Annotated in this window: 16 protein-coding genes and 1 pseudogene; 12 read left to right on the top strand and 5 right to left on the bottom strand. The window is 62.5% G+C overall.

The genetic code is table 11. The features are described 5' to 3' along the window. Window positions 1-914 precede the first annotated feature (914 nt). Complete coding sequence (locus Q4G20_RS07075) at window positions 915-2,339, bottom strand: Glu/Leu/Phe/Val dehydrogenase (RefSeq protein WP_303342722.1); 1,425 nt, start codon at window positions 2,337-2,339, stop codon at window positions 915-917. A gap of 208 nt (window positions 2,340-2,547) precedes the next feature. On the opposite strand from Q4G20_RS07075, the gene Q4G20_RS07070 reads away from it, so the two are divergent. From Q4G20_RS07070 to Q4G20_RS07060, 3 genes are read left to right on the top strand one after another with little or no spacing between them, the layout of a single operon-like run. Beyond that, window positions 2,548-3,033, top strand: a complete 486-nt coding sequence (locus tag Q4G20_RS07070) for a hypothetical protein (RefSeq protein ID WP_303342721.1) — start codon at window positions 2,548-2,550, stop codon at window positions 3,031-3,033. Between the two features lie 4 nt (window positions 3,034-3,037). Then, a complete protein-coding gene (locus Q4G20_RS07065; RefSeq protein WP_303342720.1) occupies window positions 3,038-3,310 on the top strand; it encodes an I78 family peptidase inhibitor in 273 nt (90 codons plus the stop codon). 54 nt (window positions 3,311-3,364) lie between these two features. After that, a complete protein-coding gene (locus Q4G20_RS07060) occupies window positions 3,365-3,688 on the top strand; it encodes a DUF2794 domain-containing protein (protein ID WP_303342719.1) in 324 nt (107 codons plus the stop codon). An 11-nt stretch (window positions 3,689-3,699) separates the two neighbouring features. Here the strand turns inward: Q4G20_RS07060 and Q4G20_RS07055 are convergent. Further along, window positions 3,700-4,041 (bottom strand): annotated as a pseudogene (locus Q4G20_RS07055) (DUF6636 domain-containing protein); the annotation flags it as partial. Window positions 4,042-4,246: 205 nt separating this feature from the next. Here Q4G20_RS07055 and Q4G20_RS07050 point away from each other — a divergent pair. The 3 genes from Q4G20_RS07050 (at window position 4,247) to Q4G20_RS07040 (ending at window position 7,742) form a co-directional block, all read left to right on the top strand. After that, window positions 4,247-5,056: a TIGR00282 family metallophosphoesterase gene (locus Q4G20_RS07050; protein WP_303342717.1), complete on the top strand. Its 810-nt coding sequence runs from the start codon at window positions 4,247-4,249 to the stop codon at window positions 5,054-5,056. Between the two features lie 76 nt (window positions 5,057-5,132). Beyond that, window positions 5,133-6,923: an SLC13 family permease gene (locus Q4G20_RS07045; protein ID WP_303342716.1), complete on the top strand. Its 1,791-nt coding sequence runs from the start codon at window positions 5,133-5,135 to the stop codon at window positions 6,921-6,923. Window positions 6,924-6,998: 75 nt separating this feature from the next. Then, a complete protein-coding gene (locus Q4G20_RS07040; RefSeq protein ID WP_303342715.1) occupies window positions 6,999-7,742 on the top strand; it encodes a YebC/PmpR family DNA-binding transcriptional regulator in 744 nt (247 codons plus the stop codon). A 243-nt stretch (window positions 7,743-7,985) separates the two neighbouring features. Here the strand turns inward: Q4G20_RS07040 and truB are convergent, their stop codons facing one another. Genes truB through rbfA form a run of 3 tightly spaced genes read right to left on the bottom strand, consistent with a single transcriptional unit; the run spans window position 7,986 to window position 10,117 of the window. Further along, the gene (gene truB / locus Q4G20_RS07035) at window positions 7,986-8,879 is read right to left on the bottom strand and encodes a tRNA pseudouridine(55) synthase TruB (protein WP_303342714.1); all 894 of its coding nucleotides are present in this window, start codon (window positions 8,877-8,879) and stop codon (window positions 7,986-7,988) included. Between the two features lie 52 nt (window positions 8,880-8,931). Next, window positions 8,932-9,684, bottom strand: a complete 753-nt coding sequence (locus tag Q4G20_RS07030) for a phosphodiester glycosidase family protein (RefSeq protein WP_303342713.1) — start codon at window positions 9,682-9,684, stop codon at window positions 8,932-8,934. After that, entirely contained in the window at window positions 9,677-10,117 is a 441-nt protein-coding gene (gene rbfA, locus Q4G20_RS07025) for a 30S ribosome-binding factor RbfA (protein ID WP_303342712.1), read from the bottom strand. Before rbfA ends, Q4G20_RS07030 begins: the two co-directional genes overlap by 8 nt. Window positions 10,118-10,188: 71 nt before the next feature. Between rbfA and dapB the strand changes: the two genes are divergently transcribed. From dapB to Q4G20_RS06995, 6 genes are all read left to right on the top strand, one after another. After that, window positions 10,189-11,028 carry a 4-hydroxy-tetrahydrodipicolinate reductase gene (dapB, locus tag Q4G20_RS07020; RefSeq protein ID WP_303342711.1) on the top strand — a complete coding sequence of 280 codons (840 nt, stop codon included), beginning with the start codon at window positions 10,189-10,191 and terminating at the stop codon, window positions 11,026-11,028. 53 nt (window positions 11,029-11,081) lie between these two features. Next, complete coding sequence (locus Q4G20_RS07015) at window positions 11,082-11,513, top strand: HIT family protein (RefSeq protein ID WP_303342710.1); 432 nt, start codon at window positions 11,082-11,084, stop codon at window positions 11,511-11,513. Between the two features lie 133 nt (window positions 11,514-11,646). Continuing rightward, window positions 11,647-12,204 (top strand): hypothetical protein, encoded by a 558-nt coding sequence (locus Q4G20_RS07010; RefSeq protein ID WP_303342709.1) that lies wholly within the window; start codon window positions 11,647-11,649, stop codon window positions 12,202-12,204. A 56-nt stretch (window positions 12,205-12,260) separates the two neighbouring features. Beyond that, complete coding sequence (locus tag Q4G20_RS07005; RefSeq protein WP_303342708.1) at window positions 12,261-13,238, top strand: glycosyltransferase; 978 nt, start codon at window positions 12,261-12,263, stop codon at window positions 13,236-13,238. Beyond that, complete coding sequence (gene glf, locus Q4G20_RS07000) at window positions 13,235-14,383, top strand: UDP-galactopyranose mutase (protein ID WP_303342707.1); 1,149 nt, start codon at window positions 13,235-13,237, stop codon at window positions 14,381-14,383. Before Q4G20_RS07005 ends, glf begins: the two co-directional genes overlap by 4 nt. Before the next feature lie 65 nt (window positions 14,384-14,448). Then, window positions 14,449-15,624 (top strand): nucleotide sugar dehydrogenase, encoded by a 1,176-nt coding sequence (locus tag Q4G20_RS06995; protein ID WP_303342706.1) that lies wholly within the window; start codon window positions 14,449-14,451, stop codon window positions 15,622-15,624. The last annotated feature ends 96 nt before the right edge of the window (window positions 15,625-15,720 follow it).

The raw sequence follows: 15,720 nt of genomic DNA, 5'->3' as shown, positions 1-15,720 counted from the left end.
GCCCAAAGTCACAAGCAAACCGGACCGCATCAGCAACACCCCGCCGCAATTCGTGCGCCCGATAGGTGTGACACCGTCTAGCCGCATGTCTGTGCATCGCCCTCACCGGGAAACCGCGCCGAGACTGCCCCTGCGCCCAAGTTACGACACGACCGCACCAACCGTTCGGAGCCACCGACGAACCGGCTCGTATCGGCCACACGGGTAAAGGCCGTGAAATCTGCACCCGCGCTCAATCTGCGACACAACCGCGCAAACCCTTATGAACCACCGACAGAACCGCTGCCATCTGCCCGCCACTATCGCGTGGCCATCTGTCCCGCGTGATGGGGTCGTTGGCAAACGGCGCGCCGACAGCGACCCGCGAGCATGCCGCCCAGTATGCGCGCGTCGGATAGAACCAAAGCGGTTTCACCACACGCAACCTTGAGAGATGTTAACATATGAACCGCCCCGATCAGCACACCCGCGCCCCAGTCGATGCGCCCACGACACCCTGACAAAACCGCGCCTGTTTCTTGGACGATATTGGCGCATGGATGCACAGGAACGGCAATCGTGACAGCCCATCCGGCCGCGCAAGCGAAGCTCCGACAGGAGCCTTCGGCCCTTCGGGGTGGGATGTTCGTGCCTGAAATCGCAAGCCTGACGCCTCATGAACGTGATTTCGTGGTCCGGCGATCAGTGCCCCGCAATCGCGCAACGCGCCCCAGACGGCAGACCAACCAGCGTCCATCGGCGCCATAGGAAAACCACATCGGACTTTTCGCCGCGGGATCGCTGCCATGCGCCGCTGTTAGCCGCCCAGAGCCGCCGCCCCGCCCCCTCACACCTTCCAGCTTCTTCTGTGCCAAAATACTCTGGGGGAGGCCCGGGACGGGCCGGGGGCAACGCCCCCAGCCACGCCGCCAAAATCACAGACCCAACGAATTATAGACGTTGGAAATCCGCCGGATTGCCACGACATAGGCCGCGGTGCGCAGGTCATCGACCTTGGCGTTGTTCACCCAGACTTCTTTCATCTTGCCAAAGGATTCGCGCATCGTGTCGTCCAGACCCGACCGCACCAATTCCAATTCATCGGCACCGGTCAGGAAGCTGGATTTGAACCCCTTGGACAGGGTCCAGTTCAGGCCCGAATCGGCGGACAGGCGTTCCAGTTCTTCGACCAGCATCCGGGCGCGGGCCTCTTCGTGGCGGCGTTCCAGACGGCCAAGGCTGATCTGCGACAGGTTTTTGACCCATTCGAAATAGGACACCGTGACGCCGCCGGCGTTTGCATACATGTCGGGGATGATGACCACGCCGTTGCGTTTCAGAATCTCGTCCGCGTCGGCGGTGACGGGACCGTTTGCGGCCTCGACCAGCAATTTGCACTTGATGCGGTCGGCATTGTTGGCGGTGACGACGCTTTCGATGGCGGCGGGGATCAGAATGTCGCAGTCATCTTCCAGGGCGCGCAATCCGTCTTCGCTGAATTCGCCGCCGGTGAATCCTTTGACGCCGCCGGTGGCGCGGATATGGCCGCGCAGCGCGTCGATATTGATGCCCTGCGGGTTGCGGATCACGCCGTCGCGTTCGATGACGCAGGTGATCAGCGCCTTATCTTCGACCGACAGGAATTGCGCGGCGTGATAGCCCACATTGCCCAGACCCTGCACGATGATGCGTTTCCCGGCCAAGGGGCCTTCCAGACCGGCGCGCTGCATCACGTCGTGATGGCGGAAAAATTCGCGCACGGCATATTGGACGCCGCGGCCTGTCGCCTCGACCCGGCCATCAATGCCGCCCGCATGGCGCGGCTTACCAGTGACACAAGCCTTGGCGTTGATGTCATCGGGATGCAGCCGTTTATAGGCGTCGGCCATCCACGCCATTTCCCGTTCGCCGGTTCCCATATCGGGGGCGGGGACGTTTTGCGACGGCGAAATCAGGTTGCGGCGCGACAATTCATAGGTGAACCGGCGGGTGATGCGTTCCAGTTCCTCTTCGGTCCAGGCGCGGGGGTCGATGCACAGACCGCCCTTGGACCCGCCAAACGGCACCTCGACCAAGGCGCATTTATAGGTCATCAGCGCGGCCAGAGCCTCAACCTCGTCCTGATTCACGTCCAGCGAATAGCGGATGCCGCCTTTGACCGGTTCCATATGTTCGGAATGGACCGACCGATAGCCGGTAAAGGTCTGAATATCCCCGCGCAAACGCACCCCGAACCGCACGGTATAGGTGGAATTGCAGACGCGGATTTTTTCTTCAAGCCCCGGGGTCAGCCCCATCAGCCCAGCGGCATGGGTGAACATCCGGTCAACAGAGTCGCGGAATGAAACGGTGTTGGACATGCAGTCCTCCTACAAAATGATTCGGGTCCGTCTGCCCGTCACGCTAGGCAATTTGCGACCAAAGGGCCAGATTTCCCGCCCTTTTAACGCAAAATCATGAACAGTCCGTTGACGGCTGAAGAAAATGTGTCCCGCTGCGCCGCTTTTCCCGCGCGCGTGGGTGGTATAGGAATGGGGCCAACACGTCCCAGAGGTTTCGCCCCCGACCATGCCGTTCCGTATTCCCCTTGCTGTTTTTGCCTGTGCCGTTCTGGCCGGTTGTGTCTTTAACCCGCCGCATCTGGCCGGTCCGGTGCCGGCGCCCATGTCGGCCCCCATGCCCGCGCCGGTTGCCGCGCCCGCACAGGCCCCGGTCGCGGGGGCGGCGGGGATCCCGCAAATGACGCTGCCGCAGATGCCGGTGGCGTCGGTCGCGTCGGCTCCGGCGGTTGCGATGACGCCCGATGATCCGGCCCCCGCGCCCGCCGCAGCAACCGGCATTGCCGGGTTGCAGGAACGCCAGCCCGATCTGTGCGGGGCCAGCAATTACCGATCCTCTGTCGGTCAGCCGGGGCGCACGATCCCCAATCTGGAACTGACCCGCGTCTATCGCGTGGTGGAATATCGCGGGATCGAACCCCAGGATTATGACCCCAACCGCATCGTGTTCCGACTGGACGCGTCGGGCAACATCACCAAGGTGGATTGTGGATAAGATGATGAAACCGATTGCTTTTTTGGCCGCTGCGCTGACGCTGGCCGCCTGTGACCCCGTGACAACCGCCCCCGCGGAACCCGATCTGAAAACCTGCGGTGCGGACGGGCTGCAAGGGCTGGTCGGCCAACCGCGCGAGGCTGTGGCCCGCATGAGCTTTCCCATCGGCACGCGCCTGATCGGGCCGGATGATGCGGTGACGTCGGATTTCCGCCCCGACCGGTTGAATATCGAAACCGGACGCAGCGGGCGGATTGAACGGGTCGGCTGTTACTGATCCGTTGCGAAGCCGGTTGCGAATGGGCGCGGGCGGTGCCACCATCGGGCTATGATGACCGCCCCGCCCATTCCTGACCCTGACCGCGTGGTCTTTGACCGGCGCGAATTGGGGCTGATCCTGTCCACCTATGGCCGGTTTGTGGCGGCGGGGGAATGGCGCGATTACGCCATGTCGTTTCTGCGCGATGTCGCGGTCTTCAGCGTGTTTCGCCGCGCGACCGAACATCCGCTGTATCGCATCGAAAAACGCCCCCGGCTGCGGGCGGCGCAGGGGGCCTATGCCGTGATTGGAATGGATGGCCGCATCCTGAAACGCGGGCATGATCTGGCCGTGGTGTTGCGGGTGCTGGATCACAAACTGATCCGCAGCGTCTAAGCAGGGCAGGCTCAGTTCCCCAACAAAAGCTGCTGGCGCGCGCGTGACAGGCGGAAGCCCTGGCCCTTGTCGTTGGTGCAGGTCACGCCTGTTTCCCGGACCGCACAGGACAGATTGTGATGAACCACGATGCGGCCATAGCTGACCATCCGCGTGCCCGGATCGGCCACCGTGTCGCCAGCACAGATCATCTTGGCGGGGCCGCGCACCCCCAGCCAGAACGCGCCGCCCCAGTCCAGAGGGCAATCCGCCGGGCGCGGCGGCGTGGTGGGGGTATAGCGCAGGATGTCGCAGCGCACGCCCGCCTCGCCGGTGTCAGCGCCATCGTCAAACGCGCAAAAGATATTGCCGCTGGGTGCCTGAAAGACATCGGCCTAAAGAGGCTGCGCCAGACCGACCAACAGTATCGCCGCAGAAAGGGAAAATCGCATCGGTCACCTTTGGTTGATCCTGCGGGCAGCTTGCCCCGGTTCACCTATGCGCGCAAGCAAAGGCGTTTGTTAAGCATATGCGGCAAAATGTCTTGCGCGCTGTCATGATGCTGTCATAGAGGATGCTATGCGTATTTTGTTTCTTGGCGATGTGATGGGCCGGTCGGGCCGGCAGGGAATCAGCGAAAGGTTGGTTCCTCTGCGCACGCGGCTGCGCGCCGATCTGGTGGTGGTGAATGCCGAAAACGCCAGCGGCGGGCGCGGTGTCACGGCGGGTCACGCGCAATTGCTGCTGGAATCGGGGGCTGATTGCCTGACGCTGGGCGATCATGCGTTCGATCAGCGCGATCTGATGGCCTTTATCGACCGGGAACCGCGCATCGTCCGCCCTCTGAATTATGCGCGTGAGGCTCCGGGCCGGGGTGCCACCATCATCACGGATACGCGCGGGCGTAAGGCGTTGATTACGCAGGCTTTGGGGCAGGTGTTCATGTCACGGCCCTATGATGATCCGTTTTCGGCACTGGACGGCGTGCTGCGCGCGCATCCCCCCGGCGGCATGGTGCAGGCGATTTTGGTCGATATCCACGCCGAGGCGACCAGCGAAAAAATGGCCGTCGGTCATTTCTGCGACGGCCGCGCCAGTCTGGTGGTCGGCACGCATACCCATGTTCCGACCGCCGATGCGCAGGTCTTGCCGCGCGGAACGGCCTATCTGACCGATGCCGGGATGTGCGGCGATTATGACAGCGTGATCGGCATGGATAAGGCGGAACCTCTGCGCCGTTTTATCACCGGCATGAATCGCGACCGCTTCACCCCCGCCGAGGGTGAGGCCACCCTGTCCGGCGTTCTGGTCGAAACCGATGACCGCACGGGGCTGGCGAAATCCGTGACTCCGGTGCGGGATGGCGGGCGTCTGGCGCCCAGTCCCTAAAATTTTAGGCATCATTTCCTTGCCTTTTGGGGATGGGCGGGGGACATTGCCAAACGCCTGCCGATAAGGGAAATGAATGTTCGGGTTTGAACTGACCGGATCGACCGCCGCGATCACCACAATCTGCATCATCATCGGGATGCTGGTTTTGTTCGTGCGCGAAGTCTATCCGCCCGAGGTCACCGCGATTCTGGGCACGGTGGTTCTGCTGTCGCTGGGTATTCTGGACCCGCGGCAGGTGACCGGAGTGTTCGCCAATTCCGCGCCATGGACGATTACGTTCATGTTTATCATCGTGGGCGGGCTGGTGCGCACCGGCGCGCTTGACTGGATCGGGCAAAAGGCGTCGGCGCAGGCCTCGACCCATCCGATGCGCACGATTGCGTTCGTGTCGCTGTTGGTGTGTTTCCTGTCGGCTTTTATGAACAACACGCCTCTGGTCGTGGTGATGATGCCGATTTTCATGCAATTGGCACGGGAAATGGGGCAATCTCCGTCGAAATTGCTGATTCCGCTGTCCTATCTGTCGATTCTGGGCGGCACGATGACGATGATCGGCACATCCACGAACCTGTTGGTGGACGGGGTCGCGCGCAATGCCGGGATGGCGCATTTCAACATCTTTGAAATCACATGGGTCGGCCTGCCGATGGGGCTGGTCGGCGTGGCCTATCTGCTGATTTTCGCGCCGCGCCTGCTGCCGGATCGGGTGTCGGTCTCGGCCCTGGTCGGCGGGTCGCGCGACAAAATGAAGTTCTTTACCGAGGTGGCTGTCCCCGAAGATTCGGCCCTGATCGGCAAACACCCCGACGAGGTGGACATCTTCAAACGCGATTCCAGCCGTGTGATTGACGTGCTGCGCGGGGATGCGTCGCTACGCCGCGATATGGAATCGGTTCGGTTGCAGGCAGGCGACCGCGTCGTCCTGCGCACCCCCATGTCCGAGGTGCTGGGCCTGCAAACCCACAAAGATCTGCGGCTGGTTGATAAGCTGTCATCGGTTGAAACCAACACGGTCGAGGTGTTGATCACCCCCGGTTGCCACATGGTCGGGCGCAGTCTGGGATCGATGCGGCTGCGGCGGCGTTACGGGGTCTATGTCCTTGCGGCGCATCGGAAAAATCAGAACATCGGGCGTCAGTTGGATGATCTGGTCGTGCGCGTGGGCGACACCCTGCTGCTGGAAGGCGCGCCCGCCGATATTCAGCGACTGGCTGCCGATATGGAGATGGTGGCGGTAACCGCGCCGACCGACCGCGCCTATCGCCGCAGCCACGCGCCGATTGTGGTGGCGACCCTGTTCGGCGTGGTGTTTTTCTCGGCCATAGAGGTGGCGCCGATCCTGCTGTTGTCCTTTGTGGGCGTGGCGGTCGTTCTGGGAACGCGCTGCATCGACGCGGATGAGGCGCTGTCCTTTGTCGATGGCCGCCTGCTGGCGCTGATTTTCGCGATGCTGGCGGTCGGCGCGGGGTTGGAAAACAGCGGCGCGGTCGAACTGATCGTGAATTATATTGCGCCGATGATGGAGGGATTGCCGCACTGGGCCTTGGTTCTGGCGGTCTATATGCTGGCCACGACGCTGACGGAAACGGTCACGAACAACGCGGTTGCGGTGATCGTGACGCCGGTTGCGATCAGTCTGGGCCTGTCGTTGGGCGTAGACCCGCGCCCGCTGGTCGTGGCGGTGATGCTGGGGGCCTCGGCCAGTTTTGCCACACCGATTGGGTATCAGACGAATACGCTGGTCTATGGGCCGGGGGGCTATCGGTTCATGGACTTTGTGCGGGTCGGTTTGCCGCTGAATATCCTGCTGGCACTGGTCGCCTGCGCGCTGATCCCGATCATCTGGCCGCTCACGCCCGGTTAAGCGCGTCTTGCCGACCCCCTGCAACATGCACTAATACCCGCGCAATCAGAACCAAAGACCGAAGGACGACCGGATATGGCAGGTCACAGTAAATGGGCCAACATCCAGCATCGCAAGGGCCGGCAGGACGCCGCCCGGTCGAAGCTGTTTTCAAAGCTGGCCAAGGAAATCACCGTCGCCGCAAAAATGGGCGACCCGGACCCGGAAAAAAACCCGCGCCTGCGTCTGGCCGTGAAAGAGGCTAAGGCCAAATCGGTGCCGAAAGACGTGATCGACCGCGCGATCAAAAAATCCATGGGCGGCGATGCGGAAAACTATGATGAAATCCGGTATGAGGGTTACGGCCCCAACGGCATCGCCATCATGGTCGAGGCAATGACCGACAACCGCAATCGCACCGCGTCGAATGTTCGCAGCTATTTTACGAAATCGGGCGGCGATATGGGCCAGACGGGTTCGGTTGCGTTCATGTTCGACCGTGTGGGCGAAATCATGTATCCGCTGTCTGTGGGCGACAGCGACACCGTGATGATGGCCGCGATCGAAGCGGGCGCCGATGACGTGGAAACCGACGACGAAGGCCATTGGATTTACTGCGCCGATACCGCGCTGAACGACGTGACATCGGCCTTGGAATCGGAATTGGGCGAATCGGAAACGGCCAAGCTGATCTGGAAACCGCAGGCCCCGACGGAAATCACCGATCTGGAAACCGCGCAAAAGCTGATGAAGCTGATCGACACGTTGGAAGACGACGATGACGTGCAAAACGTCACCGGCAATTTCGACCTGTCCGAAGACGTGGCCGCTCAACTGTAACGGGTGGGCTGACCGCAGGGGCAGCAAAGGGGGGCCAGCCCCCCAATCGTGCAAGCACGATTTCCCCCCGGGATATTTGCACCAAGATGAAAGGGTAAGTTCGCCTCTTTCATCTTGGGGTGAATATCAGGCCGCGCGCCCACGGCCGTGAGCAGATAAAGCGCCGCGTTTTCCCATCTTCTGTGCGGAAATATCCCGGGGGTCCGGGGGCTGGCCCCCGGCGCTATCCGCCTGAAGCCATGTTTACAGGTTGAACACCCGTTCGGGCTGGACCTGTCCGCCTTGGTAACGGCCGATACAGACCGGGCCGGTGCTGTCTGCGACCCAGACCAGATCGCCCCATTCGGCGCTGCCGGTCACCTGACCCGGATTGCCGTTGCGGATGCGAACCGCGCCGTCTTCGGTGGCGCGCAGCATCGGCAGGTCGGCCAAGGCGGTTTCCAGCGGCAGCAATTGCGATTCCAGCCAGTCCTGTTCGCTGTGGTCGATGCGGTCAAAGGCCACGCCGTTTCCCGCGTCAAAGGGACCGGACCAGATGCGGCGCAGATGGGCGACATGGCCCAGACAGCCCAGGGCGCGGCCCAGATCGCGGGCAATCGACCGGACATAGCCGCCCTTGCCGCAGACCATTTCCAGCCGCGCGGTGTCGGTCGCGGCATCCAGCAGGGTCAGGCTTTCGACCCATAGGGGGCGTGCGGTCAGGTCCAGTTCGGCCCCTTCGCGTGCCAGATCATAGGCGCGTTCGCCGTCCACCTTGACCGCGGAAAAGGCGGGCGGCACCTGCATGATGTCGCCGGTCAGGCGGGGCAGGGCGGCGGTTATCTGTTCCGCCGTCGGGCGCGCGTCCGATTGCCGCGTTACCTCGCCCGATGCGTCATCGGTCGTTGTCTCGGCCCCCCAATTCACGGTGAAATCGTAACATTTCAGCGCGTCGGTGATGACGGCGACGGTTTTGGTCGCCTCGCCCAGGGCTACGGCCAGAACGCCGGTGGCGTCGGGGTCCAGCGTGCCGGCATGACCCGCCTTTTTCGCGTCCAAGGCCCAGCGGACCTTGGCGACCACGGCGGTCGATGTCACCCCCGCCGGTTTGTCCACGACCAGCCAGCCATTGATGTTCCGGCCTTTTTTGCGCGCCATTCTGCACTCCAAAATCTAAGATCGGTGCGGATACCGCCGCGCCCCGTTCCCGTCAACCGCCCGGCGATACCAGCCCGATCACCGGCCCCATGCTGCGCCCGAAATCCGCCCGGTTGACCGAGGGCGCATAGAGCCGCGAGATCGAGCCGTCGAAATACAGCGCATCCCGCGCGCCCAGGCCGTCGCGGAAAAACTGGCCGAATTCATAGAACGTCACGGGGCGGTTCGATATGGCGAACCACGCGGTTTGCCCGTCGCGCGACACGCCCACGCCGTTGCGGATGTAACGGCTGGTCGAATCGGGCAGGAATCGCGGATGCAGCGCGCCGTCGATCACCAGCATCGGCCCGGATTGGCTGGCCAGACGGCAATCGGGGCGGGCCGTCGCAAAGGCGCGGCTCTCGATCACCTGAAACGGGCGCGCGCCGCCGGAACAGAACACGCCATTCGGGCGCATCCCGAAATTGCCGCCGCTGGGTCCGGTGACGATGGGGGATTGTTCCACCCCGTCAATGACCAGCAACCCCACGGGGCTGTAATCGGGATGAAACATCCCCGCATTCATGGCGAAATCCAACACCTCGCCCGACAAAGCGCGGCGGATATTGGCGAAATTGCGATAGGGCGCGCCGGTCGCATCGTTTTGCCACAGGCGCAGGGCGGGTTCCGCTGCTGCATCCACGCGGCACAGGACATAGCCCTGTCCGTCATGCGTCACCCGTTCGCAGGTCTGTGCGGCGGCGGGCAGCAGCATCGCCACCAGCATTCCGACCGCCACGCCCAGACGGCGCGACCAGTCAGTCATTGTCGCGCCGGTCCGGATCGTCGTCCAGATCGTCGCCATCCGCCTGCACATCGCGTTGCACCCGTTCATCGGCAAACATCCGGCGGGTGTCGTCCATGCGGTCAAAGGTTTCGTCCAGCTGGAACCGCAATTGCGGCGCGTATTTCAGCGTCATGCCCTTGGCGACCAGATGGCGCAATTCGGCGGCGTTGCGGCGGAGCGCGGCCAATGCCTCATCCGCGCCTTGCCCGCCCAAGGGCAGAACAAAGGCCGTCGCCACCTTAAGGTCGGGGGAGGTCCGCACCTCGCCCACGGTGATGGAATGACGGTTCAGGTCAGGGTCATGCACATCCCCACGCAGTAACACGTCAGAGAGAGTGCGGCGGATCAATTCGCCCACGCGCAACTGACGTTGCGACGGGCCGGTGCCATGTGAAAATCGGTTCTGTGCCATAACCGCAGATGTAGGGGGTCGCGGCCCGCGCCGCAACGGGATAAGACAGCCGAAATCGACAGGGGACGACGATGAACGCTGATTTTGCGCAAACCGACCGACCGGACGTGCCGGGGATCGTGGTCACGGGGGCTTCGGGCCGGATGGGGCAGATGCTGATCGGGCTGATTCTGGCCAGCGATCAGATGCGGCTGGTGGGGGTGCTGGAACGCCCCGGCCATGATTGGGTGGGCCATGATATTGGCGCGATGATGGGCGGCGCGCCGGTCGGGGTGACGGTCAGCGATGATGCGGTCGCGACCATTGCGCGCGCGCAGGCGGTGATTGATTTCACCGCGCCCGCCGCCACGCTGGCATTCGCCGAACTGACCGCGCAGGCGCGGGCGGTGCATGTGATCGGCACCACCGGGTTTGACGGCGATCAGTTGCAGGCCCTGCGCGCCGCCGCGCGTCACGCCCCGATCATTCGGGCGGGGAATATGAGTCTGGGCGTCAATTTGTTGGTCGGGCTGACGCGCAAGGTTGCCGCCGCATTGGGCGCCGATTGGGATATTGAGGTGGTCGAAGCCCATCACCGCCACAAAGTTGACGCGCCATCCGGCACCGCGCTGATGCTGGGTCAGGCGGCGGCGCAGGGGCGGGGTGCGGAACTGGATGATCTGCGTGTTCCGGCGCGGGATGGCATCACCGGCGAACGCGTTCCGGGCAGCATCGGATTCGCGGCCATTCGCGGCGGCGATGTGGTGGGCGAACATGACGTGATTTTTGCCGCCGATGGCGAACGCATCGTGCTGCGCCATCTGGCGACGGACCGGGCGATTTTCGCGCGCGGCGCGCTGCGTGCGGCGTTGTGGGGGCAGGACAAAGGCCCCGGCGAATATGATATGAACGACGTTCTGGGGCTGAACTGACCTCTTGCGCGCGGGCATCCCCCGGCTAGGCTGGTGCCAAAAGGGGGGGTGTCATGTCGGATTGTCTGTTTTGCCGCATCGCGCGCGGGGAATTGCCCGCGCATAAGATATACGAGGATGACCATATTCTGGCCTTTCTGGATCTGCATCCGATCCGTGAAGGTCACGCCTTGGTCATCCCCAAGGCGCATCACATCTGGTTCGAGGATGTGCCCGAACCGCTGGCCACCCGCATCACATCCTGCGCCCAAGCGATTGCCCGCGCGATGAAGCACATCTACGACGTGCCGCGCGTGTCGATGTTTTACACCGGCATCCATGTGCCGCACGCCCATGCCCATGTCGTGCCGATGCACCATATCCATGACGTGACATCTGCTGCCTATCTGGCGGAGGGGATGGATGAATTTGTGACGCCTCCGCAAATGCCGGGGGATCAGATGGCGGCGGTTGCGGATCGGCTGGCCGGGGTTTTGCGGGGATAGCGCCGGGGGTTTCACACCCCCAGCCCGCCCCACGGGGGCGGGCGTTCGACGGGGGAAAGGTCCACTGGACCTTTCCCTGATCCGTCTCACCCCGTGGGATATTTCCGCACAGAAGATAGGGCGGGGGTTATTGATGGCGTTTTTTATGTGGGCAGTGGGGATTGCGGTTTTTATCGGCGTTGTGGTCGCGATGATTGGAATGACCGTTCGGTCGGCGCGGGGCGAAGCGGGCGGGCATTTTCTGGATGTCACCGGCCCGTGGGATATGCGCGACCGGTTCTATTCCGGTGATGTGATTGCATTGGATCGTGTGGGTCGGCGGTTGGGCGTCATGGTGCCGGCGGGGCCGGTGATTGTGCTGTTTGGCGATCTGGTCGCGGTTGAGGTGGTTCAGGATGGCGCGACTGTGAACCGTGTTGGGCTTGTTGGGCAGTTTGGCGCGGCGACGCTGGGCGGGGTGGTCATGGGGCCGGTTGGGGCGGTGCTGGGCGCGGCATCAACCGGGTTTGACACCCAGGACCGGGTGCGCCGGATCGTGCTGCGGGTCATGACTTCGTTGGCGGATCGGCCGGTGATCGAGATATGCGTTTATGAGGGTGAGCCGCTGCGCGCGGGCGGGTTGGTCCACAACGCCTATGTCATGCAGGCGGATGCGTGGCTGGACCGGCTGACGGCATCTGTCGCGTTCTGATTGTATCGGGGGGGGCGGCTTGCTATGCCATTTGGATGATCTTTGGGGGGTGTCCGATGACGGTCCGTTTGGCGGCGGTGGTGGTGACGCATAACCGGCTGGAAAAGCTGCGCGTCACGGTTCAGCGCCTGCTGGCCGAGCCGGTCGATCATGTGCTGGTCTTTGACAACGCATCCACCGATGGCACGTCGGATTGGCTGGCAGGGCTGGACGATCCGCGCCTGATCCATCAGCGCAGTTCGGAAAACCGGGGCGGGGCGGGCGGTTTTTCGGACGCGCTGCGCCATGTGCGCGATGATCTGGACCCCGATTGGGTTGTGGTGATGGATGATGACGGGCGACCCCAGCCGGGGGCGTTTGCCGCGTTTCGGGCGGGCGATTGGCGCGGCTGGGATGCCTTGGGCGCCGCCGTGTTTCACCCCGATGGCCGCGTGTGCGAGATGAACCGCCCCTATCGCAACCCCTTCTGGCGCGGGGCCGAGTTTCGCCGCACTTTGGCCCGCATGGCGTCGGGGCGGGGGCGGCAGGGGTTTCATTTGCCTGACGCCGCCTATGCCCACAATGCGCCGGTGGTCGATGTGGATATGGCGTCATTTGTGGGGCTGTTTCTGTCGCGCGATGCGCTGCGCCGGGCGGGGCTGCCCGATCCGCGCTTGTTCATCTATGGCGATGATCAGCTTTATACGCTGACCATGCGGCGGCGGGGTTTGCGCATCGGGTTCGCGCCTGCGCTGCGGTTTGACCATGACACGCAGGCGGTGCAGGCCGCCCAAGGGTTGGTTCTGCGCCCTATGTGGAAGGTGTTTTACATGTATCGCAACGCGCTGATCGCCTATCGCGTGGCGGCGGGGCTGGCGTTTTGGCCTCTGGTCCCTGTGCTGTTGGCGAAATGGCGGCGCAAAGCGCGCGATTACGGCGATGACGCGGCGCTGTTCCGGCGGATTTTGCGGGTGGCGGTCCGCGACGGGCTGGCCGGGCGGCTGGATCGCGGCCATGATGACGTGCTGATGCTGGCGCAGGGGGAACAGGGGTGAGGCCGATTCTGCTGGTGGGCGCGGGGCTGTCGGGCGCAGTTATCGCGCGCGTTCTGGCGCAGGCGGGGCATCAGTGCCGGGTGATCGACAGCCGCGACCATATCGGCGGCAATTGCCATACCGAACGCTGCCCGGATACCGGGGTGATGGTCCATGTCTATGGCCCGCATATTTTTCACACCGATGACGAACAGGTCTGGGATTATGTCAACCAATTCGCGGATTTTGTGCCGTTTCAGAACCGGGTCAAATCAACGACGCAGGGGGCGGTGTATTCCCTGCCCATCAACCTGCTGACCATCAACCAGTTTTTCGGCCAGACCCTGCGCCCCGATCAGGCGCGCGATTTTCTTAAGGCGCAGGCCGATCTGACCATCACCGACCCCCAGACGTTCGAGGAACAGGCCCTGCGTTTTGTCGGCCGCGATTTGTATGAGGCGTTTTTCAAAGGCTATACCGAAAAGCAATGGGGCTGCCCGCCGTCGGATTTGCCCGCCAGTATTCTGAAACGCCTGCCGGTGCGGTTTAATTACGACGATAATTATTTCTTTCACCGCTATCAGGGGATGCCGCGCGACGGATACACGGCGATGATTGCGGCGATCTTGGATCATCCGAATATCTTGGTTGAATTGGAAACGCCCTATGATCCGGGAATGTCGGCGGATCATGTGTTCTGGTCGGGGCCGCTGGATGGGTATTTTAACAACCAATTAGGGCGGCTGGGGTATCGAACGCTGGATTTTGAACGATTCACCTATGACGGCGATTATCAGGGCTGTGCGGTGATGAATTACGGCGATGCTGATGTGCCATTTACCCGCATCACCGAACATAAACATTTCAGCCCGTGGGAACATCACGATCGCAGCGTCTGTTATCGCGAATACAGCCGCGCGGCGGGGGCGGGGGATATTCCTTATTACCCGATCCGGCTGGTCCGGGAAAAGGCGCTGCTGGATGATTACATCACATTGGCCCGGGCCACGCGCGGGGTCAGTTTTGTGGGGCGGCTGGGAACCTATCGCTATCTGGATATGGATGTGACCATCCGCGAAGGGCTGGACGCGGCGGCTGCGTTTCTGCGTCACCGGGCGGATGGGCAGACCCCGCCCGCCTTTTTCGTATCGCCGCGTGGGGCGTAACGACATTGCCCCACCCCCGCCCCGCGCAGTATAGCGGGCAAAGGTTTTTGAATTGGAATCGGGTTATGTCGGGAAAAACCATTGCCGTGGCCGGGATCGGCTATGTCGGATTGTCGAATGCGGTGCTGCTTGCGGGGCAGAACACCGTGCGCGCCATTGATCTGGACCCCCGCCGGGTCGAGATGCTGAACAACCGGCAATGCCCCATCGTGGACGCCGACATTTCGCGTTATCTGGCGACGCGCGATCTGAATCTGACGGCCATGACCGACGCGCAGACGGCCTATGCCGGGGCGGATTTCGTGATCGTGGCGACGCCGACGAATTACGATCCTGTGACGAATTACTTTGACACCAGCAGCGTGGAATCGGTCATTCGCGACGTGACCGCGATTGCACCCGATGCGGTGATTGTGGTCAAATCGACGGTGCCGGTTGGGTTTACGCGCGACGTATCGGCGCGGCTGAACACGCAAAACGTCATTTTCAGCCCCGAATTTCTGCGTGAAGGGCGGGCGCTGCATGACAACCTGCATCCGTCGCGTATTGTGGTGGGTGAAAACAGCGAACGCGGTCGGGTCTTTGCCGATCTGTTGGCCAATGCCGCACTGGACAGCGATGTTCCCATCCTGCTGACCGGCGCCACCGAGGCCGAGGCGATCAAGCTGTTTGCCAACACCTATCTGGCGCTGCGTGTGGCCTATTTCAACGAATTGGACAGCTATGCCATGGCGCAGGGTCTGGACACGCGCCAGATCATTGACGGCGTGGGCTTGGACCCGCGCATCGGCAGTCATTACAACAACCCGTCATTCGGTTATGGCGGCTATTGCCTGCCCAAAGACAGCAAGCAATTGCTGGCCAATTACCGCGATGTGCCGCAAAATCTGATTGCCGCCGTGGTGGACGCAAACCGCACCCGCAAAGATGTGATCGCCGACGCGATCATCGCCCAAAACCCCCGCATCGTCGGCATTTATCGCCTGGTCATGAAAGAGGGTTCCGACAATTTCCGTCAAAGCGCGATTCAAGGCATCATGAAACGTCTGAAGGCCAAGGGCGTTCAGGTTTGGGTTTACGAACCCGCGATGACGGATGACGATTTCTTCGGATCGCCGGTGATGCGCGATCTGGCGCAGTTCAAAGCGGGCGCCGATGTGATCGTCGCCAACCGCATGAACGACGCGCTGACCGATGTGGCGGGCAAAGTGTTCACCCGCGACCTGTTCGGCGCGGATTAAGGCCGGGGGGGGGGTCCGGGGTTGGACTCGAACCAACATCAACTGCGCAACAGCGTAGCTTCCTTCCCCATCTGAGTTACACGGGACCACATCTTA

Origin of the sequence: Paracoccus sp. (in: a-proteobacteria), from assembly GCF_030538495.1 — a bacterium.
GTDB lineage: Bacteria > Pseudomonadota > Alphaproteobacteria > Rhodobacterales > Rhodobacteraceae > Paracoccus.
The sequence above is the reverse complement of the archived record's forward strand: the minus strand, read 5'-3'. Positions and strand labels throughout refer to the sequence as shown.